Below are 22,598 nucleotides of genomic sequence, written 5' to 3'. Positions count from 1 at the left end.
GCGTGGCTGATCTGTTTGGCGCATCGACCGCCACAGTCGAGAGTGGTCTTCGCCCTCTTGCGGACCGGATGCGGCCCAAGGCGCTGGCAGAGGTGATCGGTCAGTCCCAGATTTTAGGGGAAGATGCCCCTCTAACGGTGATGCTGGCCTCCGGCACGTTAGGATCACTCATCTTTTGGGGTCCGCCCGGTGTGGGTAAAACAACGATTGCTCGTCTGTTAGCGGACGAAACGGACCTACATTTTGTCCAAATCAGCGCGATATTCAGCGGTGTGCCGGAACTCCGGCGCGTGTTCGAGGCGGCAAAGATCAGGCGCCAGAACGGGCAGGGCACGCTATTGTTTGTTGATGAAATTCACCGCTTCAACAAGGCGCAGCAGGATGGGTTCCTGCCGCATATGGAGGACGGTACGATCCTTTTGGTTGGAGCGACAACAGAGAACCCCAGTTTCGAATTGAACCGTGCTGTCCTGAGCCGTTCGCAGGTTTTGGTGCTGGAACGTCTCGATCAGGATGATCTGCGCAAGCTGGTCGCGCGGGCCGAGGACGAACTGGGGGTGAGCCTGCCGCTTGATCACGGTGCGCAGCAGGCCCTGCTCGATATGGCGGATGGCGACGGGCGCGCCCTTCTCAACCTGATTGAGCAGGTCGCGGCGTGGAAGATTGATCAACCTCTTGATGCTGCTGGATTGGGTAAGCGGCTGAGCAAGCGTGCTGCTCAATACGATAAAGGCGGAGACGAGCATTATAATCTCATTTCGGCCCTGCATAAATCGGTGCGCGGCAGCGACCCTGACGCGGCGCTCTATTGGTTTGCGCGGATGCTTGAAGGTGGGGAGGATCCGCGCTTTTTGGCACGAAGAATCGTGCGGATGGCGGTGGAGGACATCGGCCTTGCTGACCCGCAAGCGCAAGCGGTGTGCTTGCAAAGCTGGGATACTTATGAACGGCTCGGGTCGCCCGAGGGCGAACTGGCATTGTCGCAGGCGGTCATTTATCTGGCACTCGCGCCAAAAAGTAATGCCAACTACATCGCCTACAAGAGTGCGCGCGCTGCGGCAAAGGTAACCGGCTCCGAGCCGCCGCCCAAGCATATCCTGAACGGGGCCACGGGAATGATGAAGGATCAAGGATACGGCAAAGGCTATGCCTATGACCACGACGCAGAGGATGGGTTTTCGGGGCAAAACTATTTCCCAGAGGGAATGGAGCGTCCCAGCCTTTACCAACCCGTCGAGCGCGGGTTCGAGCGGGATTTGAAGAAGCGGCTCGAGTATTTCTCCAAGTTGCGCGGCCAACGCAAAGGTTGACACGCAGTTGACTCTTGTACGTCGGCAGGCGATGGGAGCAACATGATCACAACTGTTTCTCTTGTCGCTCTGGGCGGTGCTATCGGTGCAGCATGTCGCTACATGGCGGGTGTTGGCGTATTGCGCCTGACGGGGCCAGCCGAGTTTCCGGTTGCGGTGCTGTCGGTCAATATCGTCGGCTCGTTTCTAATGGGGATCTTTGTCGTGGTCGCAGCGCAAAAGGGCCTGACCCATTTCGGGCCGTTTGTGATGACCGGTATCCTCGGCGGCTTCACCACTTTTTCGGCTTTCTCGCTGGAAACGGTGGCGCTGATGGAGCGGGGCCAGATCGGGGCGGCAGGGGCATATGTGTTTCTGTCTGTCGGGCTGAGTATCGGTGGACTAATGTTGGGGCTGTGGATCGCCAGAGGGGTATTGGCATGAGCCAGGTACAAATGATTACGGTTGCTGAAGGCGACGGAGACCAGCGGCTGGACCGTTGGTTCAAACGTGTTTTTCCACAGATCCCTCAGGGCCGCATCGAAAAGATGTGCCGCAAGGGCGAAATCCGTGTGAACGGCGGGCGGGTAAAAGGCTCGACCCGCGTCGAGGTTGGTCAGGAGATCCGTATTCCGCCTCTGCCCACAGGAGATGCGCCGCCGCCAACGAAGCGGACAACCGTGACCGATGCAGAGGCAAAAATGATCCGCGCCTGCGTGATCTACCGCGATGACCACGTTATCGCGCTAAACAAGCCGCCGGGATTGCCTGTGCAAGGTGGATCGGGGCAGGGAGAGCGGCATGTGGATGCGCTCGCCGAGGCGCTGATGTTCGATCTGGATGAAAAGCCGCGACTCGTGCACCGTTTGGATAAAGATACCTCCGGCGTACTGGTGCTGGCGCGCACACGTGAGGCGGCAAAAGCGCTGACAGCGAATTTCCGTCACCGTGAAACGCGCAAGGTTTACTGGGCTGTTGTCGCAGGTGCGCCGCATCCACGCGATGGCACAATCAAGTTTGGTCTGGTCAAGGCTGCGGGCCACGGTGCGCGCGGCGAGGGCGAAAAGATGTACGCCGTACACCCGCGTGATATTGACGACACCGAAGGAGCCAAGCGTGCAACCACGGACTACACCGTTTTGGAACAGGTTGGAACACGAGCGGCATGGATGGCGCTGAGCCCTGTCACAGGCCGCACACACCAGCTGCGCGTTCATATGGCCGAAATCGGACATCCGATTGTCGGCGACGGCAAGTATGGTGGCTCCGGTCAGGAAAATATGGGTGATGGTTGGGGCGCGCAACTGGGGGGGGATATCTCGAAAAAGCTCCACCTGCATGCGCGAAGTATCACAATCCAGCATCCTTCGACCAAGGCGATGCTTAATCTGGTTGCACCGTTGCCCGAACACATGCAGCGCACCTGGGATACCTTCGCATGGCAGACAAAATTTGCACCTGATGACCCGTTCGGGGAAACATGGGGATGAGCGCGACACCACTACGGTTGGTGATATTCGACGTGGACGGCACATTGGTGGACAGCCAGGCGGATATCTTGGGTGCGATGCAGCTTGCGTTCGATGGCCAAGGAATGGTGACGCCGGCACGTGATCAGGTTCTGAGTGTGGTTGGCCTTTCACTCGACGTGCTCATGCGCGAATTGGCCCCAGAAGCAGACGCCGATACGCAGGCGCGGCTGGTGCAGGGGTATAAGGATGCCTACATGGCATTGCGGGCCGATCAGGGCGCCGTGCTCTCCTCGCCTTTCTATCCGCAGGCGCGCGAGGTACTCGAACATCTGCATGCAAGGCCGGACATCGTTCTTGGGGTCGCCACCGGAAAGTCGCGGCGCGGTCTTGATAAGCTGATCGAGGCGCATGGACTGCAAGGGATGTTTGTGACCCAGCAGGTCGCAGATTTTCACCCTTCCAAACCGCATCCCGCAATGCTGTCAGCGGCGTTGGAGGAGGCGGGCGTACAGGCAAAAAACGCGGTTATGGTCGGCGATACAAGTTTTGATATGGAAATGGCACAGGCGGCGGGAATTACGGGTATCGGGGTGCGCTGGGGCTATCATCCGGCGACGCGGCTGACGGCGGCTCAGCACATGATTGACCGGTTCGATGCGCTGCCAGTGCTGCTGGACCGGATATTCAAAGGATAGACAGATGGCTGACTGGAAAGCAAAGCGGTTCTGGAAAGCTGCGTCAGTGACTGAGGCAGACGGTGGATTTGCGGTTGAACTGGACGGGCGCGGGGTCAAGACGCCTGCTAAGCAGCCCCTGAGGGTGCCAACCCGTGCTATGGCGCATGCTATTGCCATCGAATGGGATTCGCAGGTGGACATTATCAATCCTAACACAATGCCAGTCACAAAAACGGCCAATGCTGCCATTGACAAGGTCAGCGTGCAGCATGCCGAAGTAGCGGATATGCTGGCAGCATACGGTGACAGCGATTTATTGTGCTACCGTGCAGACACGCCCGAAGAGTTGGTTGCGCGGCAAAACGCGATCTGGAACCCGATGCTTGATTGGGCCGCGGAGGTTTTGGCTGTGCGGCTGGAAACGCGCACAGGTATCATGCACCAGCCTCAAGACGACGACGCAATAAAGAAGCTATACCAACGCACACATGCTCTGAATGCTTTCGAGCTGGCGGCATTCCACGATCTGGTGAGTCTTTCCGGCTCTCTTGTGCTGGGCTTCGCTGCTACGCTGGACGCAAAGCCCGCGATCGATTTGTGGACAATTTCGCGACTCGACGAGCTTTGGCAGGAAGAGCAATGGGGTGAAGACGAGGATGCAACGGCTTTAGCGGTCCTCAAAAGGGACGCATTTATCCACGCAAAGCATATGTTTGATCTCTCTCAGGCGGAATAGCCCCAAATTAGGCTTTACGCTGGGTCAGCCTATTCAACTGTATCGGTTTCAATGCTGAAACCCTTGACCTTCATGACGGAATCCGCACACACTCACCGCCACGATGTAGGGTAAACTTACAAAGTATCACCGCCGGTGTGCAACGTACCGGTTTTATCCGCCCGAAAGTGGCGGAAAATCAGGAAGAGGTTAAAATGAACAAATCAATTATTTTCGGCGCACTCACAGTCGCCGGTCTTACCGCTGGTGCTGCCGGTGCGGCAACGCTTGACGATGTGAAAGCACGCGGCAAACTGAACTGTGGTGTGACAACCGGCCTTGTGGGTTTCGCTGCGCCAAACGCAAGTGGCGAATGGGAAGGCTTTGACGTTGCAATTTGCCGTGCGGTTGCTGCTGCTGTTCTGGGCGACGCAACAGCTGTTGAGTTCGTGCCAACAACAGGTAAAACCCGCTTCACTGCTCTGTCCTCGGGCGAGATTGACGTGCTGGCGCGTAACACGACGTGGACAATGTCCCGCGATACAGATCTCAAGTTTGATTTCGTTGGCGTGAACTACTATGATGGCCAAGGTTTCCTTGTCCCCAAAGCATTGGGTGTGTCATCCGCCAAAGATCTTGATGGTGCGACCGTCTGTATCCAGACCGGTACCACAACCGAGCTGAACCTCGCCGACTTCTTCCGTGCGAACAACATCTCTTACGAGCCGGTGCCAATCGAGACAAACGCTGAAGCAATCCAGCAGTACCTCGCCGGCGCGTGTGACACTTACACAACCGACGCTTCCGGTCTGGCCGCATCGCGCGCCACATTCGAAGCGCCTGGCGATCACGTTCTGTTGCCAGAAATCATCTCCAAAGAGCCACTTGGTCCGCTCGTACGTCACGGTGACAACGAATGGGGCGATATTGTCATGTGGACAATGAACGCGCTGATCACCGCAGAAGAGCTGGGCGTCACATCGGCAAACGTGGCCGAAATGGTTGCTTCGACAACAAACCCAGAAGTAGCACGTCTGCTGGGCACCGAAGGTGACCTTGGCGCGATGATGGGTCTGGATGCAGATTGGGCCAAGCGCGCGATCGAAACTCAGGGCAACTACGGCGAAATCTTTGCCAAGAACCTTGGCGAAGAAACACCAATTGGTCTGGCGCGTGGTCTGAACGCACAGTGGACAAACGGCGGCCTGCTTTATTCGCCACCGTTCCGTTAAGTAGAACTGCCAAAGGGCGCGGAAATTACCGCGCCCTTTGCGCAAACATCAAAATACTATTACCTACACGACCAAATAAATGACCCGATACTGACGTCAAAAGACGCATGATCAAATAAATCGGGACAACGGGGATACATCAAATGTCGACACTCTCGGACCCGCCAAAGGGCTCGTTCCAGCTTTCTATGCTGTTGAACGACACGAGGTACCGGTCAATGACCTTGCAGGTCGTAGCGGCGCTTTTGCTCGCATTGGCACTGGCCTATCTTTACTCCAACCTTGCTGCGAATTTGCGGGCTGCGGGTTTGAATATTTCGTTCTCGTTTCTGGGCAGTTCTGCCGGATACGACATCAATCAAACGCTGATCCCTTATACAAGTCAGTCTTCGAACCTGAGTGCGGCGATTGTAGGTATTCTGAACACACTTCTGGTGGCTTTTATGGCCTGCCTCACCGCGACAGTCCTCGGCGTGCTCGCAGGTGTGCTTCGTTTGTCCAACAATTGGCTCGTGCGCAAGTTGATGGCAGTTTATGTAGAGATTTTCCGAAATATTCCGGTTCTGATCTGGATCATTATCATTTTCACCATCATGACCGCCGTCATGCCAAGCCCGCGTGATTTTCGCGGCGATGATGCCACATCATCAATGTTGCTGGATATGTTCGCCTTCACAAATCGGGGAGTTTATATTCCGGGTCCCTATTTTACGCGCGGCATTGGCGGCGCTGATGGGAGCATCTTTAATTGGGTGCTGATAATTGCCACGCTGGTAGGATCATTCTTTGCAACACGATTTGTAACTGCGCGTGCAAACCGGACGCAGGAAGAAACAGGCATTCGTCCCAATACGCTCTGGACTAATCTTGCCCTTTGGTTCGCGCCGATCGTCATCATGTGCCTGATTCTTGGCCTGAGCTGGCAAATGCCGGAGCTAACCGGCTTCAATTTTTCCGGTGGTATCAAGATCGGGGGTCCTTTGATCGCGCTCTGGCTTGCACTGTCGGTTTATACCGGTGCCTTTATTGCTGAAAACGTTCGCGCAGGTATTCAGGCCGTATCCAAGGGCCAGACCGAAGCTGCTGCTGCTTTAGGTATTCGCCCCAATCGGGTAATGAGCCTTGTTGTACTCCCCCAAGCGTTGCGCGTCATTATTCCGCCGCTGATCTCGCAATACCTCAATATTACCAAAAACTCGTCGCTGGCGATCGCGGTAGGCTATGCTGACGTCACGGCTACGCTGGGTGGTATCACGCTTAACCAGACGGGGCGGGCGATCGAATGCGTCCTTCTATTGATGGCTTTTTACCTCTTTATCTCGCTGTCGATCTCTGCCGTGATGAACGTTTATAATAACTCGATGAAATTGAAGGAGCGCTGAGATGTCAGATACACATGAACATTCTGTAGCCTTCGTACGTACAACTGACATCGAGCAACAGCCTGCACCATCGAGTGCAGCTGGCCCAGTCAAGTGGATGCGCGATAATTTGTTCGCCACATGGCCCAACGCATTGCTGACGGTTGCAGCGGCCTATGTGATTTTCCTGCTCCTGACGTCCACGTTGCCGTGGATACTGGGGGGGCTTTGGACCACTTCGTCGCTTTCGGAATGCCGCGAAATCTTGCAGGGAAAGTCTGCCGCGTGCTTTTCGGTTCTGACTGAACGTTGGAACCAGTTGCTATTCGGGTTCAAATACCCTTCTGAATTTTATTGGCGCCCTACTGTAGCGCTTGTGCTGATGTTCTTTGCATTGGCACCAGTGTTATTTTTTGACCTGCCACGGAAACTGCTTATTTTTACGGCCCTGTTTCCGTTCATTGCTTATTGGCTGATTTGGGGCGGGACGGTCTGGACTCCGATTTTTGCTCTGCTGGGTTTCATCGCGGGATACATCTTTTACGCTCGCTTTGTGGCTCAGAACTTTGCCTTAGGCTTCTTCGGCGGGGTTTTTGCTGCGGCGGTCGTATGGTACCTTGGGGGGCTCATTGTACCCACCATCGCACCCGATATGCCACTTTTGGGCTCTGTGCCCTCTCGTGATCTGGGCGGCTTCATGCTCAACCTCATGCTGGGTCTTACCTGTGTCTCGCTTTCAATCCCGCTTGGGATTGCGCTGGCGTTGGGTCGTCAAAGCTCAATGCCTTTGATCAAATGGATTTGTGTCGTCTTTATCGAGTTCATTCGCGGCGTGCCGCTGATTACGCTGCTGTTTGTAGCAAGCGTGATGTTGGCGTATTTCTTTCCTCCTGAAGCGACGGTCGATCTGTTCCTTCGGGTGGTTATCATGATCACGTTCTTCTCTGCCGCCTATATCGCCGAGGTGATCCGCGGCGGCCTGGCGGCCTTGCCTAAAGGGCAATATGAGGCTGCCAACAGTCTCGGCCTTGATTATGCGCAATCAATGCGCCTGATCATTCTACCGCAGGCCCTCAAGATTTCAATTCCTGGTATCGTGAACATCGCCGTTGGCCTGTTCAAGGATACAACATTGGTCTCTGTTATCTCGATGTTTGACCTCGTTGGCATGATCCGTGGCCCCATCCTCGCCTCTACTGATTGGAACGGCGTTTATTGGGAGTTGCTGGGATTTGCCGCCGTTTTGTTCTTTGTCGTGTGTTACGGCATTTCGCAATATTCGCAGTGGCTTGAACGCCGGCTTGCGACTGATCACCGCTAATCGCGCCCAAGAAGCGTAAACGATAGCGTATTAAACAAGGAGAGTTAGGCCATGGCTGAATCCGCAAAGATGCAAGTGTCCGACCAAGTCGCGATTTCGATCCAGAATATGAACAAATGGTACGGCACGTTCCACGTGCTGCGCGATATTGACCTGACGGTATACCAAGGGGAGCGTATCGTTGTATGCGGGCCCTCGGGGTCGGGAAAGTCTACCCTGATCCGGTGCATTAATGCTCTCGAAGAGCACCAGAAGGGATCGATTGAAGTTGATGGCACTTTGCTGTCCTCTGACCTCAAAAACATCGATAAGATTCGTTCTGAGGTTGGCATGTGCTTTCAGCACTTTAACCTGTTTCCGCATCTGAGCATTCTCGACAATCTCACACTTGCTCCGATCTGGGTTCGCAAAACACCCAAGAAAGAAGCTGAAGCGATTGCGATGCATTATCTCGAAAAGGTAAAAATTCCCGATCAGGCGGACAAATTTCCCGGTCAGTTGTCCGGTGGTCAGCAACAGCGCGTGGCCATCGCCCGTTCACTGTGTATGAAACCTCGGATCATGTTGTTCGACGAGCCTACATCCGCGCTTGATCCTGAGATGATCAAGGAGGTACTCGACACGATGATCGAGCTTGCCGAGGAAGGTATGACGATGATCTGTGTTACGCACGAGATGGGCTTTGCCCGTCAGGTCGCTAACCGTGTTATCTTTATGGATCATGGCCAGATTGTTGAGCAGAACGAGCCTGAAGAGTTCTTCAACAATCCGCAGAGCCCGCGTACGCAGCTGTTTCTGAGCCAGATTTTGGGTCACTAAAGTCTTTGAAATTCTAGTTTAGCAAAAGGGCGGGGGATGACCTCGCCCTTAGCGCATAATGTCCCTTGGGACCGTGAAGTGTGCGAGTGATCCGGTGTTCAAGGCTATCTCTCGCCATGTTCCGATGTCAAACTCCACAACGAGCGTCGCCCCCGTTGGGTAGGTATCAAATTCGTCATGATCCGGTTCATCGCTTGGGAGAGAAGCCGCGAGCATTGCAATGCCAGGATTATGAGCGACAATCATCATACAATCTGCCGTTTGCTGCATCACGAGCCGCAACATCACGTCTGGTTCGGCAAGATAGAGTTCACGACTGAATGCCTTCTCCGCAGAGCTTAAATTCAAAAGTGCGAGCGTTTCACGCGTGCGCGTCGCGTCGGAACATAGAACCAGATCCGGCATCAATTTATGTTCCTCCAGCCAGCGGCCCAACGCTTTTGCGCTGGCAATGCCGCGTGCATTCAGGCCACGTTCGTGGTCGGTGGTCATAGGATCCGACCAGTCCGACTTGGCGTGGCGCATGAGGATAAGGCGCTTCATCGTGTCATGTTCACATTCCGAAAAGGTCAGGCGGAGCGAATGATTGAGCCTGCACCGTGCTCTGTGAAGAGCTCCAAGAGACATGCATTTGGTGCACGACCGTCGAGAATAACGGTTGCCCGCACCCCCGCTGCCAAAGCATCGAGGGCGGTTTGCGTCTTCGGGATCATTCCGCCGGCAATCGTTCCGTCTGCTGTCATTTCCTTGATTTGAGTTGACGTAAGCTCGGTGAGAACCTCGCCCGCGGCATTTTTCACGCCTGACACATCCGTTAGCAGCAGTAGACGGTCAGCCTTGAGCGCAGCAGCGATGGCCCCGGCGGCGGTATCTCCGTTTATGTTAAACGTCTCGCCATTCATTCCCATCCCCAACGGAGCAATGACAGGAATCAGCTCTTTATCGGCCATATCAAGCAGCAATCGCGGATTAACCTTTGTGGGTTTTCCCACAAGTCCCAGAGCAGGATCTTCTGCCTCGCAGATGATGAGGCCACTGTCCTTACCCGAGACGCCAACAGCGCGACCTCCTTGCTCGGAAATCGCCTGCACAATTTTTGCATTGACCAGACCAGACAACACCATTTCGACCACTTCCATGGTGGCGGCATCTGTCACACGCTTGCCATTTACGAATTCGGATTTAATATTGAGGCGCTTGAGCATGTCATTGATCATTGGCCCGCCGCCATGCACGATCACAGGGTTTACCCCAACTTGCCGCATTAGAACGACGTCACGGGCAAACTCTACCATTGCCTCGTCGCTGCCCATGGCGTGGCCGCCCAGCTTTATTACAACAGTAGCGTCGTTATAGCGCTGCATGTAGGGCAGCGCTTGTGACAATGTAGCGGCAGTGGCGGCCCAGTCGCGGTTCATTTCTTGTTTTCTCATTCTCGTGATCCCGTTTTTATAGGGATCATAGGCGCTTATTCGAGCGTGGCAATGACAGAGCGTAGTGTTGGAATACCCCAGCCTTTTTCTGAAGAAGTCAAAATAATTTCAGGATAGGCAGCAGGATGCTTGGCAAGCGCACCACGTACTTGATGGAGGATCTTTTCGCGTTCGACTTCCTTCACTTTGTCAGCTTTTGTCAGGACAGCTTGGAACGTCACGGCTGCACTGTCTAGCAGGCTCATGATCTCATCGTCTACGGACTTTACGCCATGGCGTGCATCGATCAGGACAAAGGCACGGCGCAGGGTTTGCCGTCCTTGTAGGAACTGCTTGAGTAACCGTTGCCACTTTTCGACAATGGGGAGGGGGGCATTTGCATAACCATAGCCGGGAAGATCGACCAGATAGAAATCACCCGCAGTGAAGTAGTTTATCTCCTGTGTGCGTCCGGGCGTGTTGGAGGCGCGTGCAAGAGCCTTCATGCCCGTCAATGCATTAATGAGGGTGGATTTTCCGACATTTGAACGGCCTGCAAAACAGACCTCAAGGCGGTCGGCCTCTGGCAGGCCAGACATCGCAACGACACCTTTCACAAATTCGGTTTGACCGGCAAACAGCAGTCGTCCCCGCTCCAGTGTCTGGGCATCCGGTTCTTCTGCGAGGGGAAAAGATAATTGCATCAGACAAGCTCCGCTTTTGCGCCGAGTGAAATTTCACCAGTTTCGATGACTTCAGCATAAACGCCAAAGTCCTGATGCCCGAACACGCTCTTCAAGGTGGCTAACGTGTCCGTATCGCGCAGACCCGTCGTTGGATTGGTATTTGTCACAGTACACCGTTTTATTCGTTCACGGACGCGCAGGATGGCTTTTCCGATGCGGATATCGCGGTCCATCCAATTATGTTCTTCCCACGCGGGTAGACCGGCAAGCCAGATGTTTCCGCGCCAACGCGCCGTTTTGAGATCCACCCCCAAAGCATCCGCAACTGCTGAATGGCTCGCCATGCTCATAATTGAGATTGACGGAAAGGCGCTGTCGGTCATTCCGCGCCCTTCAGCGCTCACAATAGAATGGGGTCTGTTCCGGCCCTCGGGGCAAAGTGGAGCAATCCACGCCAGAAACTCTGCGATACCCACCGGATCATCGGGGCAAAACTGCAAATCATCAAGCGCCTGATGTCTCAAGGTAATACTGCGGCTTTCTTCGTCCAGGCTTGCCCATATTGCGGCGAGGGCGGGCACCCGCGCACCTAGCATGAAATTACCACATGGCATCCATCGGGCTGTACGCGGATCAAATTTGGTTGCGCTGTGCGTAACGGCCCAGAATCGGTCCCACGGCATCGTCTTGCCTGCTAATAGCGTGACACGCTCCAGCGCCTCACGCCCGTGGCTTTTGATCGGGTGGCGCCATAGCGCCGCGACCTCTATCACTTTTTCGGCTCTGCTTTTGACTTGCGCCCGAAGCCACCTTTGATGTTGCCGAGTAAGTCGGGCTTGTAGCCCTGACTACGCATGATCAGGTATTGCTGGGTAAAAGTGATAGTATTGTTAGCGATCCAGTATACAACAAGGCCAGAGGCGAAACCGCCCAGCATGAACATGAAAACCCATGGCATCCATGCAAAGATCATTTGCTGAGTAGGGTCAGTGGGCGCTGGATTGAGTTTTTGCTGGAGCCACATGGAAATGCCCAACAGCAACGGCAGGATGCCGATAAACACCAACGCCATGATGCTACCTGCATCCGGCACGCCCCAAGGCAAAAGGCCATAAAAGTTAAAGATTGATGTTGGATCAGGTGCGCTAAGATCCTGAAACGGGCCAAAGAACGGAGCATGACGCAACTCGATCGTAACAAAAATTACTTTGTAGAGAGAGAAAAATATCGGGATCTGCATTAGGATTGGCAAGCAGCCAGCGGCCGGATTTACCTTTTCTTTCTTGTAGAGAGCCATCATCCCCTGCTGCATTTTCTGCTTGTCGTCACCAGCCTCTTCCTTGAGCTTCTCCATTTTTGGCTGAAGCTCTTTCATCTTCGCCATAGACACGTAGGACTTGTAGGCAAGCGGGAAAAGAAGTGCCTTTATCAATAAAGTAAGCGCGACAATGGCGATGCCCATATTGCCGATGAGTAAGTTAAACTGGTGCAAGAGCCAGAAAATCGGCTTGGTCAGGAAGGCAAACCAACCCCAGTCGATTGCGTCAATAAAGTTGTAGACGCCCTGATCTTCGTAGGATTTGAGAATGTCCCATTCCTTTGCGCCTGCAAAAAACTGGGTGGTGTTCGAAATAGTCTGCCCCGGTTCAACGGTTTGGATCGGACTTAGGGCTTCCGTCTGGTAAATGTCGCGGCGTTCATCGTATTTAGCGACTGATTTGAATGCGGTGCCTTGCTGTGGAACAAGAACACTCATCCAATAGTGATCAGTAAAGCCGATCCAACCGTTTTCTGTAATCTGGCGTTCATCCGTCCGCGCACCTGCGCGCTGGTTGAATTCAAACTCCGGCATCTTGTCCCAATCGGTTTCGGAGTATTCACCGTCCGTCATGGCGACGAGGCCCTCATGAAGAATAAAGAAGTTTTTCAGATCAGTTGGTATGCCATGACGCGCGAGGATAGCGTACGGGGCCATTGTTGCCGATGCATTGCTCGTGTTTTCGACAGATTGCGTGATAGTGAACATGAACTGGTCATCAATTGCGATCTGTTTCGAGAACAAAAGGCCTGAGCCATTGTCCCAAGTGAGGGTTACTGGCGTATCCACGCCCAGTATCTCGCCACTTGTTAGTTCCCAAGGGGTATTAGGCCCTGGCACTCCTGAGGCTTCAACGCCTGTATCAGCAGCCCATCCGTGCAAAGCATACTGTGCATTAGGTTCTGTGGCCGGAAACAGGATTTCAACGATCGTTGCATTATCCTCTAGGGATGTGGTGTAGTCGTTTAGCGACAGCTTATCAATTCGACCGCCCAGAAGTGAAAGAGACCCGCTCACGCGTGGTGTTTCAATCCGCACGCGGGGCGCATTTGCCAGTGCGCTGTTAGCCGTCTCCGGCGTCGCGGTTGCTTCGGGAACAACTGCGGGTGCATCAGCAGTCGGCGTTGTAAGAGACTCTCCAACAGGTGCAGTTTGCGATGTGACTGTTCCCTCGATCTGGGTTTCAGGCTCCGGTGGCGGAAAAAGCACGAACCACACAAGGATCACGACAAAGCTTAGCGCTGTTGCAATGATGAGATTTTTGTTCTGATCGTTGTCCATTCGTCTGGCCACCTGATGTCTGAAAACTGTCCGCTGGGTACACAACGGGTTCGGTCAAAGGTCAAGCGGATTCGGGTAGTAGGGTTAGTTTGCCCCATGTATTCTTGGCTTGATGAAGCCTATTTTTGACGCGTTTGCATGATTTGGGGGACATCTCGAAGCTTTGTATTGTGCTTGGTGATCCAATCAATCGTCTGGTTAAAGGGCATAGGCCGCGCAATGCCAAATCCCTGTACATGATCACAGCCAAGTTGGGCCAATAGGACATGTTCGCCCACTGTCTCTACCCCTTCTGCCAAAGTTTCGACCTGCAATCTCTCTGCCATCGTGAGGATTGCGCTGATCATGCGCTGTTGCTCGGGATCACGGTCAGCCTTCATGACAAAACTGCGATCAATTTTGATCCGGCTGACTGAAAACCGGCGGATTGAGGAAATCGACGCGTTGCCCGTGCCGAAATCGTCAAGATCGATACGACACCCCAGCTTCCCCAATGCATTAATGTTACGAGTTATCATGTCGTTGGCATTGCTTGCGATAACGGTTTCCAAAACTTCGACGGCCAGTCTCTCCGGTGTGAGTTCAAACCGGTCGAGATCCCATTTTATCTTCTCCAACAAGCGCGGATTGCTGAGGTCCGAACTAGTGAAATTTACGCCGACTTGGGGAATAACTAATCCCTCGGCATCCCACTCCTTGAGGGCCCGAAAGCTGTGATACATCATAACTTCTGCCAAACGCTCAAGCAGGTTTGCTGCCTCGACAGCAGGAAGAAACTCAGCAGGTGAGATGACTCCTCGGACGGGATGCGTCCAGCGTGCCAGTGCCTCAAAACCTGTAATGCGTCCTGTATCGGTGCACAGTTGAGGTTGGAACCAAGGCGTAATTTCGCCGCTATCCAAGGCTGCAACCACATCCTCGTTCAGAGCGCGGCGAATTGTACGATCCTGATGCATCTGATCGGAATAGGCGCGAATGCTCGATGCACCGTTTGCTTGCGCGCTGCGCAAGGCAACGTGGGCCGCCTCAAGCCATTCACCCGAACTGTTCACGGGCGCAAGGGAATGCTGACAGAATCCTATGCAGACGTCGGTGTATATTACTGTACCGTCGATTGAATAAGGCTCCTCCGCGACAGTCTGAAGCCGCCCTGCCATTTGAATGCAAAGCTCCAACGATAATTGTCTAACCGGACTGGTGCACACCGCAAATCGTGCATCGCCGAGCTGGCCGATTGTATCACCATCGCGCATCACACCGGTTAACCGCTCCGCCATTCGCGCGATTACGGTTTCCCCTGCTTCAGTCCCGAAGCGCTCCAAGAGATCGGGAAAGCTGACAATTTCAATAATATGGATACACGAGAGTAGCCCGGTTTCGTCCGCCTCTGCCGCGATGGTGTCGCATTTCTCAACCATGGCGGCGCGCGCCAATACTCCGTTTTTGTCGAACGGATTAGTTTTGATGTTATCCGCTATCGCGCCGATGCCACCGAAAATCAGATAGGCGGCCGGAACCAATGCTGCAGCGACAAGCAATGCCCCTTCTCCCCCGAACCAAAATGCAGCAAGGGAAAAAGCAGGAACAAAAGCAAGCGCCGGAGGCCCGATGAGCAAATTCGCGATCGGCCCCTTAAGCACCAGAGATTTCGCTGTGCTGGATTTTTGACGTCTGTTCGGCACTGGTGACCCTCCGATCCAGTGCGTCCATACGCTCTGGTGTGTTCACCTTAGCGAGAATCATCCAAACCGCTGGTTAACGGATCTATGATTCATTGACCGAGATTATGTTAAATTTTCGGGATCACGCATCAAGCCCGCGAAATCAAACAAGGTTGGATCCAAAAGGTGCGAAGGCTGTGCATTCGAGAGTGCCCGGAACATGATCTGGCGACGGCCCGGGCTGTTGCGTTCCCACCCGTCAAGTATCGCCTTCACTTGTTGGCGCTGCAGGCCGTCCTGCGAGCCGCACAAATCACAGGGAATGATAGGGTAATTCATGGCAGCTGTGAAACGTTCACAATCCTCCTCTGCCACGTGTGCCAAAGGACGGTAGACAAACAAATCGCCCTCTTCGTTCAGCAGCTTCGGCGGCATTGTTGCCAAGCGTCCACCGTGGAACAGGTTCATGAAAAATGTCTCGAGCATGTCATCACGGTGATGACCCAATACCACGGCGGAGCATCCTTCCTCGCGGGCGATGCGGTAGAGATTTCCCCGCCGCAGTCGTGAGCAAAGTGCACAAAATGTCCGACCCTGCGGAATTTTATCCATAACGATTGAGTAGGTGTCTTTGTACTCTATGCGGTGCGGAACGCCCATTTTGTCCAGAAATTCGGGCAGGATAGTGGCGGGAAATCCGGGCTGACCCTGATCCAGATTGCATGCGAGCAACTCGACAGGCAGCAACCCGCGCCATTTCAATTCGTGCAGAACTGCGAGGAGTGTATAGCTGTCTTTACCACCTGACAGACACACAAGCCACTTCGTCCCGGGTTCGATCATGCCGTATTGGTCCATTGCCTCGCGGGTTTGGCGCACGATACGCTTGCGGAGCTTTTTGAACGCAATTGTACGGGGCGCGCCGTAGAAAAGCGGATGAATTTCGTCAGGGTGGTCCAGCATGTGTCGCTCCTGTAGCAATTGATTTTTTCTATATCAGGTTATCTCCTACCGAAAGGCTTTGGAGTATAACCATGCGAGTTATGATTTTTGCGGCTGCGATGATGTTGGGTGCTTGCGTTGGTAAACCTGCGCTGGAGGATGAAAAGCTCTCGTTGACCGATTTTAACCTTGAGGAGTTTTTTGATGGTCGTGTGGTCGCCAAAGGGCAGTTTCAGGATGTGTTTGGGACCGTACGGCGACGATTCGATGTGGTTGTTACCGGTAAATGGGACGGCGAGACTTTGACGCTGGTTGAGGATTTCGTCTATGCCGAAGGCACCACAGAGCAGAGGATATGGCGTTTGAAAAAGACAGGGCCGATCGTTGCAGACCAGACATGGACCGGCTCTGCCGATGGCGTTCTGGGAGTGGCGAAAGGGGAGGAGAGGGGCGATACTTTTAACTGGAAGTACAAGATCGACCTACCTGTTCCTGACGGTACATTGCGGGTTAATTTTGACGATTGGATGTGGGATATGGGCGGCGACCGTGTCCTGAACCGCGCCTACATGAAAAAGTATGGTGTCGATATTGGCGAGGTGCTGATCACCTTTGAAAAGCCATGATGGCAATCAGTCCGGGGTCCGTTTAATCTTTGTCAGGGACCGGATCATATCCGTCACCGCCAAATGGATGGCAGCGTCCGATTCGTCGCGCTGCAAGGTAGCTGCCCTTCACTGCGCCATGTTTCTCTAATGCTTCGAGAGCATAGGCAGAACAGGTAGGTTGATACCTGCAGTTGAAGCCAACCCAAGGGGAAAAAACGAGCCTGTAGGCACGCACAGGTATAGCGACCAGTTGCGCCACGAGGCTCAACTACGGCTACCATGTAAAATAGCGAGCGCTTTTTCCATGTCCGCCATGAGTTGTGCGAAGGGAAGTGAGGCTGTTGAGGTATTGCGACCGACGAGCACGTAGTCATGCCCCGACTTGCCGAGGCTTGGTAGACTTGAGCGGGCGACCTCACGCAGGCGGCGTTTCGCGCGGTTACGCGCCACGGCGTTGCCGACCTTTTTAGAGCAGGTATAGCCTATGCGTATGCCATCTGCCTCGCCCTCAGGTCTGCGCAGCGCTTGCAGGATAAACCCCGCCATGGCGACACGCTGCCCGCGTGAGGCGCGTTGAAAATCGCGCCGCTGGGTCAGGACAGTCGGTATTGGACATGACAAATCCGCCGCAGACCTTGACCCTTCGGCGTATTTGCCAATCTGGTCCGTCTCCGGCGGTGTCATAGAATAAAGCCTAAAGTGCGTATTACGCGCTCAGCTCTTTGCGGCCTTGGGCGCGTCGTGCATTGATAATCTTGCGGCCTGCTTTTGTTGCCATGCGTGCACGAAAGCCGTGGCGACGCTTGCGGACGAGGTTCGAGGGTTGAAAGGTGCGCTTCATCGCTCCGTCTCCATCTAGTATAGTTTGCGCACAGCGGATTCGCCGTTACGCGTCAATTCAGATCTGTCCCCTAAAGGCCTGCGGCGGCCAAGTCAAACCCTGCCGTGCTGCAAACGGGCTTGATCTGCAATAAATCTGCATCTGCGAGGGCAGAAATGTTTCAATCTGGCCGTTAAAGGCCCAAACGGGCCCTTCATCCTACACAGGTGATCAATCGCCCGTGAGCGGGGTGTCGCATCGGCGGCGAAAGGCGCATCTAGGTCGGAAGAGATAACAATTTCAGGCGCGGAATATGACAGACAAGACACAGGATACCGGCAAGATCGTCGGCGGAAAGCCAGCAATTGCGCGGTATGCGCCGATGGCGCTGATTGCAGTTGTCGCGATTGTAGGCGCCTTTGCATTGCGCGATTACATTAGTTTTGACGCGTTGCGCGATAATCGGGAGGCGCTGATTGCCTTCCGCGACAGTAATTTTGCTCTGACCGTTCTTGGGTTTGTATTTTGTTATGTGTTAATTGTAACATTCTCACTGCCGGGGGCGTCGATTGCGACACTCACGGGTGGCTTTTTGTTCGGCACATTTCTTGGCGCAGCCATCAACGTCAGCGCAGCGACGATCGGCGCCACATTTATTTTTCTGGCGGCACGAATGGGGCTGGGTGACAAACTCAAGGCCCGAATGGAAGCCTCTGACGGGTTGGTGGCCAAAATTAAAAAGGGGTTGGACGAAAATCAGTGGTCAATGCTGTTCTTCATTCGGCTGGTGCCCGCGGTGCCGTTCTTTGTGGCCAATCTGATACCGGCTTTTCTGGGTGTCCCGATCCAACGGTTCGTGATTTCTACATTTTTGGGCATTATCCCCGGCTCATTGGTTTATTCCTCCGTCGGAGCGGGCCTTGGTGAGGTTTTTGCCCGTGGTGAAACTCCGAACCTCGGTATTATCTTTGAGCCGCATATCCTGCTGCCAATTCTGGGGCTTTGTGCCTTGTCGCTGCTTCCCGTCGTGATCAAAGCCGTGACTGGCAAAAAAGGAAATTTTGAAATGAAACATATAAAAACCGATATTTTGGTCATTGGCGCCGGTTCAGGGGGGCTCTCTGTTGCAGCGGGGGCGGCGCAGATGGGCGCTAATGTGGTATTGCTTGAGGGGCACAAGATGGGTGGTGATTGCCTCAATTACGGCTGCGTCCCGTCCAAGGCGCTGATCGCTACTGGCAAAGCTGCTTATGCCCAGAAACACAGCGTGCAATTCGGGGTCTCAGATGCTTCGGGTACGGTGGATTACGCCGCTGCCAAGGATCATGTGCATGACGTGATCGCGACCATTGCACCTGTTGACAGTCAAGAGCGGTTCGAAGGTTTCGGGATCAATGTGATCCGCGAATTCGGTAGATTTATTTCGCCGACGGAAGTGCAGGCGGGCGATAAAATAATCAAAGCGCGACGCATTGTTATCGCCACCGGCTCGTCACCGCTGGTTCCACCGATCCCCGGTTTGGCGAATGTCCCCTATGAGACCAACGAGACGTTGTTTGATCTGCGTGAGGTGCCGGAGCATCTGTTGATCATCGGCGGCGGGCCTATCGGCATGGAGATGGCACAGGCGCATATTCGCATGGGCTGCAAAGTTACTGTTATCGAGGGGGCCAAGGCGCTGGGCAAGGATGATCCAGAACTGGCCGAAGTGGTGCTGTCCTCGCTCAGGGACGAAGGGGTCGAGATTGCCGAAGATGCGCTGGCTGCGGAAGTACGTGGAAAAGCCGGAGCGATCGAGGTCGAGACAAAAGATGGCCGTGTGTTCAGAGGCTCGCACCTGCTTATGGCAGTGGGTCGCAAGGCCAACACCGATAAGCTTGATCTTGAGGCGGGCGGGGTAAAGCCTTCGCGCAACGGAATTACTGTGGATGACAACCTGCGTACAAACAATCGCCGTGTTTATGCGATTGGTGATGTGGCGGGAGGCCTACAGTTTACCCATGTGGCAGGATACCATGCGGGGGTTATCATCCGCTCGATGCTGTTTGGCCTGCCGTCCAAAGCTAAGACGACCCATATTCCTTGGGCAACTTATACAGATCCGGAGCTCTCGCAAGTCGGGCTCACAGAGGCCGAGGCAAAGAAAAAGCATGGCTCGGCCCTTGAAGTTGTACGCTTTCACTACTCTCACAATGATCGTGCGATCGCGGAGCGCAAAACCAAAGGATTTATCAAAGTGATGGTCGTAAAAGGGCGGCCTGTGGGGGCGTCGATTGTCGGCTACCAGGCAGGGGAGTTGATCAATCTTTGGGCGCTGGCGCTGGCTAATAACATGAAAATGAGTCAGATTGCAGCCATGGTCGCGCCCTATCCGACCATTGGTGAAATCAACAAGAGGGCGGCGGGGGCATATTTTAGCCCGCGCCTGTTTGAAAGTGATCTGGTCAAGCGTGTGGTCGGCTTTGTTCAGCGGTATGTTCCATGACGGAGCGGCGCGAGTCTGTGACGATGCCCCGCCCGCCATCCCTTGGAGCGCTGGACCTCTAGCATGATCAATTCCCTCTCTGGCAGGTTGCTGATCCTGACGACAATCTTTGTGATGCTCGCAGAAATCATGATTTTTGTGCCGTCAATTGCGCGGTTTCGCGAGGATTACATGCTCGACCGGCTGGAGCGGGCGCAGATTGCCTCGCTGACTTTGTTGGCGGACGATATGATCGACCCCGAACTGGAAGCCGAGTTGCTCAGCAATGCGGAGGTGTTCAACATCGTTTTGCGCCGCGACGAAGTGCGCCAGCTTGTGTTGTCGTCACCGATGCCGCATGCGATCGCGACCACGATAGATCTGCGTGATAACTCTGCAATGACATTGATCGGCGATGCTATGCGCCGGCTGCTGAACCCCAATAACGAGGTGATTCGTGTGATCGGTGCGCCGGTGCGCGAGGCAGGGCTGCTTATCGAGGTCACGATGGACACCGCCCCGATGCGCACAGCGATGATCGACTATGGCCTACGGATTTTAATCCTCTCAGCTGTTATCTCCGTGTTCACGGCCTTGCTGCTGTTTGTTTCGCTGCGTATTTTTTTGGTAAAGCCCATCAAGCGCGTGGTCGGTCATATGCAGCGATACGCGGCGGCGCCGGAGGATGCGCGGCGGATCATCATTCCCTCTGCCGGTGTGACGGAGCTGCGCGAGGCCGAAGAGGCGCTGAAATCTCTCCAGACAGAGCTGACAAGCGCGCTCAAACAAAAGGAAAGACTGGCCCAGTTGGGATCTGCAGTGAGCAAGATTAGCCATGATCTGCGCAATATTTTGACGTCAGCCCAGCTGTTCACCGACCGGATAGAAATGTCTGAAGATCCTGTCGTCGTACGTCTGGCACCCAAGCTTGTAGGCTCTATCACGCGGGCCGTTCATTTGTGCGAATCAACACTGGCCTTTGGCAAGGCAGAGGAGCCCGGTCCGACCTTGACGCTGATGCGCTTGGCGGAAGTTGTCGATGACGTTCTGTATGCCGAACAGCTTGCCGCAGGTGATTTTGATGTCAGTTTCACCTCTACCGTGCCTTCGGCGCTTCAGATTAGGGCTGATCCCGAGCAAATGCACCGTGTCTTGGGCAACTTGGTCCGTAATGCCCGCCAGTCTATCACGGCTTCAGGTCGTGCCGGCGCGATTGTTGTGGATGCCTCCCAGACACCAGAGGCATGGTGCATATCATTATCCGATACCGGACCTGGATTGCCAAAAAAAGCACAAGATTATCTCTTTTCCGCCTTTCAGGGGTCTGTACGCAAAGGGGGCTCAGGTCTCGGGCTGGCGATTTCGGCAGAGCTGGTGCGCGGCCACGGTGGCGACATCAAATTGCTACGTACCGGCGATGGTGGCACCGAATTTCTGATCACGCTGCCAAGGGGTGACGGTACGATTTAAGAAAATATGCATTCGCGGCGATTTTGGGTCTTTAGGGGGCTTGCATTGCCAGAGCGCTGATACTAAACCGCCACTTGTGCACCCGTAGCTCAGCTGGATAGAGCACCTGACTACGAATCAGGGGGCCAGAGGTTCGAATCCTTTCGGGTGCACCATTTCACTTCAAGCCATGAGTTTGGTTGGCTTGTGACTAAAATCAGCAAAATGTTTAGTCTGACGTTCTTTTCATCTGCGATGCGCAGACGGCGGTCACCTACGTGTCTGGATGCGCCTTTGCAAAGGCGGGATGTGCTTCGCATGCTTTGGCAACCGTGACGATCCTCCTAAAGTCCTCATAATGCGCGCCCCACCGGATAGCATTATATACCTGTGGCATCAGAACGACATCGGCAAGGCTGGGCGTATCGCCACAGCAATAGGGCGACTGGCTGAATTTCCCAAGCATTTCATCGAATGCGGCCAAACGAGGGGTAATAAAGTGGCGCATCCATTCGGTGCGCGCAGGCTCCATGCCCTTGGTTGCGAATCCCGCAACGGACAAGTTGCATATAGGATGGAGGTCAACAGCGATAGCATGGGCGAGGGCACTCTGGCGCGCGCGCTCAGCAGGCTCGGACGGCAAAAGGCCGAGATTGCGGGTACAGTCCAGATAGTCGAGTATCGCCAACGATTGGGTCAGGCGATGGCCATCAATATCCAGGACAGGCACAAACCCTTGCGGATTGCGTGCAAGGTGGTCAGTGCCGAGGTGTTCTCGGGCCAAAAGGTCCACAGTTTTGATGCGGTAGTCGATACCCGCCAAATTGAGTGCGATGCGCACACGGTAACTAGCGGAAGATTTTGGATAATCCCACAGCACGATATTTGTCATTTTGCAGCCTCAAACGCAGCCGTAAGCACCGCACGGTCCCCGATATGGTTCGCAAGCACCAAGATCAGTCGCGCATTCAAAGCATCGCTTTGATCTTTGCTCAGGCCTGTGTGCGCATGTAAAAGCTCATCGTAAAATCCGTCAGGGTCGGGCAGGTTAGGCGTCAGGATGAGCATGAT

General features: G+C 54.3%; 24 protein-coding genes, 1 tRNA gene and 1 pseudogene. 14 read left to right on the top strand and 12 right to left on the bottom strand.

Going from position 1 to position 22,598, the window contains the following annotated elements; translation table 11 throughout:
* Positions 1 to 2: 2 nt before the first annotated feature.
* The 9 genes from C8N30_RS05055 to C8N30_RS05015 all read left to right on the top strand — a co-directional run bounded on the left by C8N30_RS05055 (position 3) and on the right by C8N30_RS05015 (position 8,886).
* Positions 3 to 1,310, top strand: coding sequence for a replication-associated recombination protein A (locus C8N30_RS05055; protein ID WP_025063415.1), 1,308 nt, complete (start codon positions 3 to 5; stop codon positions 1,308 to 1,310).
* A 42-nt stretch (positions 1,311 to 1,352) separates the two neighbouring features.
* Entirely contained in the window at positions 1,353 to 1,733 is a 381-nt protein-coding gene (crcB, locus tag C8N30_RS05050; RefSeq protein WP_025063414.1) for a fluoride efflux transporter CrcB, read from the top strand.
* Positions 1,730 to 2,779, top strand: coding sequence for an RluA family pseudouridine synthase (locus C8N30_RS05045; RefSeq protein WP_025063413.1), 1,050 nt, complete (start codon positions 1,730 to 1,732; stop codon positions 2,777 to 2,779). The genes crcB and C8N30_RS05045 overlap by 4 nt, the downstream gene beginning before the upstream one ends.
* Positions 2,776 to 3,456, top strand: coding sequence for an HAD-IA family hydrolase (locus C8N30_RS05040; protein ID WP_025063412.1), 681 nt, complete (start codon positions 2,776 to 2,778; stop codon positions 3,454 to 3,456). The genes C8N30_RS05045 and C8N30_RS05040 overlap by 4 nt, the downstream gene beginning before the upstream one ends.
* 4 nt (positions 3,457 to 3,460) lie before the next feature.
* On the top strand, positions 3,461 to 4,174 hold the full coding sequence (locus tag C8N30_RS05035) for an ATP12 family chaperone protein (RefSeq protein WP_025063411.1): 714 nt from the start codon (positions 3,461 to 3,463) through the stop codon (positions 4,172 to 4,174).
* A gap of 194 nt (positions 4,175 to 4,368) precedes the next feature.
* Positions 4,369 to 5,385 carry an amino acid ABC transporter substrate-binding protein gene (locus tag C8N30_RS05030; RefSeq protein ID WP_025063410.1) on the top strand — a complete coding sequence of 339 codons (1,017 nt, stop codon included), beginning with the start codon at positions 4,369 to 4,371 and terminating at the stop codon, positions 5,383 to 5,385.
* A 143-nt stretch (positions 5,386 to 5,528) separates the two neighbouring features.
* Positions 5,529 to 6,767 (top strand): amino acid ABC transporter permease, encoded by a 1,239-nt coding sequence (locus tag C8N30_RS05025; RefSeq protein WP_025063409.1) that lies wholly within the window; start codon positions 5,529 to 5,531, stop codon positions 6,765 to 6,767.
* A gap of 1 nt (position 6,768) precedes the next feature.
* The gene (locus C8N30_RS05020; RefSeq protein WP_025063408.1) at positions 6,769 to 8,067 is read left to right on the top strand and encodes an amino acid ABC transporter permease; all 1,299 of its coding nucleotides are present in this window, start codon (positions 6,769 to 6,771) and stop codon (positions 8,065 to 8,067) included.
* Positions 8,068 to 8,118: 51 nt separating this feature from the next.
* A complete protein-coding gene (locus C8N30_RS05015; protein WP_025063407.1) occupies positions 8,119 to 8,886 on the top strand; it encodes an amino acid ABC transporter ATP-binding protein in 768 nt (255 codons plus the stop codon).
* 48 nt (positions 8,887 to 8,934) lie between these two features.
* Here C8N30_RS05015 and C8N30_RS05010 read toward each other — a convergent pair whose 3' ends face one another.
* From C8N30_RS05010 to ttcA, 7 genes are all read right to left on the bottom strand, one after another.
* Positions 8,935 to 9,429 carry a SixA phosphatase family protein gene (locus C8N30_RS05010; protein ID WP_025063406.1) on the bottom strand — a complete coding sequence of 165 codons (495 nt, stop codon included), beginning with the start codon at positions 9,427 to 9,429 and terminating at the stop codon, positions 8,935 to 8,937.
* 26 nt (positions 9,430 to 9,455) lie between these two features.
* Complete coding sequence (gene argB, locus C8N30_RS05005; RefSeq protein WP_025063405.1) at positions 9,456 to 10,319, bottom strand: acetylglutamate kinase; 864 nt, start codon at positions 10,317 to 10,319, stop codon at positions 9,456 to 9,458.
* A 35-nt stretch (positions 10,320 to 10,354) separates the two neighbouring features.
* The gene (gene yihA, locus C8N30_RS05000; RefSeq protein WP_025063404.1) at positions 10,355 to 11,002 is read right to left on the bottom strand and encodes a ribosome biogenesis GTP-binding protein YihA/YsxC; all 648 of its coding nucleotides are present in this window, start codon (positions 11,000 to 11,002) and stop codon (positions 10,355 to 10,357) included.
* A complete protein-coding gene (locus C8N30_RS04995) occupies positions 11,002 to 11,757 on the bottom strand; it encodes an MOSC domain-containing protein (protein WP_025063403.1) in 756 nt (251 codons plus the stop codon). The genes yihA and C8N30_RS04995 overlap by 1 nt, the downstream gene beginning before the upstream one ends.
* Entirely contained in the window at positions 11,754 to 13,583 is a 1,830-nt protein-coding gene (gene yidC / locus C8N30_RS04990; protein WP_025063402.1) for a membrane protein insertase YidC, read from the bottom strand. The genes C8N30_RS04995 and yidC overlap by 4 nt, the downstream gene beginning before the upstream one ends.
* A 119-nt stretch (positions 13,584 to 13,702) precedes the next feature.
* Positions 13,703 to 15,265 (bottom strand): putative bifunctional diguanylate cyclase/phosphodiesterase, encoded by a 1,563-nt coding sequence (locus C8N30_RS04985; RefSeq protein WP_025063401.1) that lies wholly within the window; start codon positions 15,263 to 15,265, stop codon positions 13,703 to 13,705.
* 102 nt (positions 15,266 to 15,367) lie between these two features.
* A complete protein-coding gene (ttcA, locus tag C8N30_RS04980) occupies positions 15,368 to 16,207 on the bottom strand; it encodes a tRNA 2-thiocytidine(32) synthetase TtcA (protein ID WP_025063400.1) in 840 nt (279 codons plus the stop codon).
* Between the two features lie 71 nt (positions 16,208 to 16,278).
* On the opposite strand from ttcA, the gene C8N30_RS04975 reads away from it, so the two are divergent.
* Entirely contained in the window at positions 16,279 to 16,812 is a 534-nt protein-coding gene (locus C8N30_RS04975) for a DUF3833 domain-containing protein (protein WP_025063399.1), read from the top strand.
* Between the two features lie 22 nt (positions 16,813 to 16,834).
* On the opposite strand, the gene yidD is transcribed toward C8N30_RS04975, so the two are convergent.
* From yidD to rpmH, 3 genes are read right to left on the bottom strand one after another with little or no spacing between them, the layout of a single operon-like run.
* Entirely contained in the window at positions 16,835 to 17,062 is a 228-nt protein-coding gene (gene yidD / locus C8N30_RS04970; protein WP_084273615.1) for a membrane protein insertion efficiency factor YidD, read from the bottom strand.
* On the bottom strand, positions 17,059 to 17,478 hold the full coding sequence (gene rnpA, locus C8N30_RS04965) for a ribonuclease P protein component (RefSeq protein ID WP_025063398.1): 420 nt from the start codon (positions 17,476 to 17,478) through the stop codon (positions 17,059 to 17,061). The genes yidD and rnpA overlap by 4 nt, the downstream gene beginning before the upstream one ends.
* 22 nt (positions 17,479 to 17,500) lie before the next feature.
* Complete coding sequence (rpmH, locus tag C8N30_RS04960) at positions 17,501 to 17,635, bottom strand: 50S ribosomal protein L34 (protein ID WP_025063397.1); 135 nt, start codon at positions 17,633 to 17,635, stop codon at positions 17,501 to 17,503.
* A 361-nt stretch (positions 17,636 to 17,996) separates the two neighbouring features.
* Here rpmH and C8N30_RS19270 point away from each other — a divergent pair.
* The 4 genes and pseudogenes from C8N30_RS19270 to C8N30_RS04945 form a co-directional block, all read left to right on the top strand.
* Positions 17,997 to 18,668: pseudogene (locus C8N30_RS19270) on the top strand (TVP38/TMEM64 family protein); the annotation flags it as partial.
* A gap of 12 nt (positions 18,669 to 18,680) precedes the next feature.
* Positions 18,681 to 20,099 (top strand): dihydrolipoyl dehydrogenase family protein, encoded by a 1,419-nt coding sequence (locus tag C8N30_RS04955; RefSeq protein ID WP_025063396.1) that lies wholly within the window; start codon positions 18,681 to 18,683, stop codon positions 20,097 to 20,099.
* Between the two features lie 63 nt (positions 20,100 to 20,162).
* On the top strand, positions 20,163 to 21,548 hold the full coding sequence (locus tag C8N30_RS04950; RefSeq protein ID WP_025063395.1) for a sensor histidine kinase: 1,386 nt from the start codon (positions 20,163 to 20,165) through the stop codon (positions 21,546 to 21,548).
* 78 nt (positions 21,549 to 21,626) lie between these two features.
* A tRNA-Arg gene (locus tag C8N30_RS04945) sits at positions 21,627 to 21,703 on the top strand.
* A 98-nt stretch (positions 21,704 to 21,801) separates the two neighbouring features.
* On the opposite strand, the gene maiA is transcribed toward C8N30_RS04945, so the two are convergent.
* Both maiA and C8N30_RS04935 read right to left on the bottom strand, forming a co-directional pair.
* Complete coding sequence (gene maiA, locus C8N30_RS04940; protein ID WP_025063394.1) at positions 21,802 to 22,419, bottom strand: maleylacetoacetate isomerase; 618 nt, start codon at positions 22,417 to 22,419, stop codon at positions 21,802 to 21,804.
* A complete protein-coding gene (locus C8N30_RS04935; protein WP_025063393.1) occupies positions 22,416 to 22,595 on the bottom strand; it encodes a DUF2783 domain-containing protein in 180 nt (59 codons plus the stop codon). Before C8N30_RS04935 ends, maiA begins: the two co-directional genes overlap by 4 nt.
* Between the last annotated feature and the right edge of the window lie 3 nt (positions 22,596 to 22,598).

The sequence above is a fragment of the Sulfitobacter guttiformis genome, assembly GCF_003610455.1.
Classification (GTDB): domain Bacteria; phylum Pseudomonadota; class Alphaproteobacteria; order Rhodobacterales; family Rhodobacteraceae; genus Sulfitobacter; species Sulfitobacter guttiformis.
The sequence above is the reverse complement of the archived record's forward strand: the minus strand, read 5'-3'. Positions and strand labels throughout refer to the sequence as shown.

Coding starts and splice junctions, on each gene's coding strand:
- crcB (WP_025063414.1), top strand. CDS start 1,353: ATGATCACAACTGTTTCTCTTGTCGCTCTGGGCGGTGCTATCGGTGCA.
- C8N30_RS05045 (WP_025063413.1), top strand. CDS start 1,730: ATGAGCCAGGTACAAATGATTACGGTTGCTGAAGGCGACGGAGACCAG.
- C8N30_RS05040 (WP_025063412.1), top strand. CDS start 2,776: ATGAGCGCGACACCACTACGGTTGGTGATATTCGACGTGGACGGCACA.
- C8N30_RS05035 (WP_025063411.1), top strand. CDS start 3,461: ATGGCTGACTGGAAAGCAAAGCGGTTCTGGAAAGCTGCGTCAGTGACT.
- C8N30_RS05030 (WP_025063410.1), top strand. CDS start 4,369: ATGAACAAATCAATTATTTTCGGCGCACTCACAGTCGCCGGTCTTACC.
- C8N30_RS05025 (WP_025063409.1), top strand. CDS start 5,529: ATGTCGACACTCTCGGACCCGCCAAAGGGCTCGTTCCAGCTTTCTATG.
- C8N30_RS05020 (WP_025063408.1), top strand. CDS start 6,769: ATGTCAGATACACATGAACATTCTGTAGCCTTCGTACGTACAACTGAC.
- C8N30_RS05015 (WP_025063407.1), top strand. CDS start 8,119: ATGGCTGAATCCGCAAAGATGCAAGTGTCCGACCAAGTCGCGATTTCG.
- C8N30_RS05010 (WP_025063406.1), bottom strand. CDS start 9,429: ATGAAGCGCCTTATCCTCATGCGCCACGCCAAGTCGGACTGGTCGGAT.
- argB (WP_025063405.1), bottom strand. CDS start 10,319: ATGAGAAAACAAGAAATGAACCGCGACTGGGCCGCCACTGCCGCTACA.
- yihA (WP_025063404.1), bottom strand. CDS start 11,002: ATGCAATTATCTTTTCCCCTCGCAGAAGAACCGGATGCCCAGACACTG.
- yidC (WP_025063402.1), bottom strand. CDS start 13,583: ATGGACAACGATCAGAACAAAAATCTCATCATTGCAACAGCGCTAAGC.
- ttcA (WP_025063400.1), bottom strand. CDS start 16,207: ATGCTGGACCACCCTGACGAAATTCATCCGCTTTTCTACGGCGCGCCC.
- C8N30_RS04975 (WP_025063399.1), top strand. CDS start 16,279: ATGCGAGTTATGATTTTTGCGGCTGCGATGATGTTGGGTGCTTGCGTT.
- rnpA (WP_025063398.1), bottom strand. CDS start 17,478: ATGACACCGCCGGAGACGGACCAGATTGGCAAATACGCCGAAGGGTCA.
- rpmH (WP_025063397.1), bottom strand. CDS start 17,635: ATGAAGCGCACCTTTCAACCCTCGAACCTCGTCCGCAAGCGTCGCCAC.
- C8N30_RS04955 (WP_025063396.1), top strand. CDS start 18,681: ATGAAACATATAAAAACCGATATTTTGGTCATTGGCGCCGGTTCAGGG.
- C8N30_RS04950 (WP_025063395.1), top strand. CDS start 20,163: ATGATCAATTCCCTCTCTGGCAGGTTGCTGATCCTGACGACAATCTTT.
- maiA (WP_025063394.1), bottom strand. CDS start 22,419: ATGACAAATATCGTGCTGTGGGATTATCCAAAATCTTCCGCTAGTTAC.
- C8N30_RS04935 (WP_025063393.1), bottom strand. CDS start 22,595: ATGCTCATCCTGACGCCTAACCTGCCCGACCCTGACGGATTTTACGAT.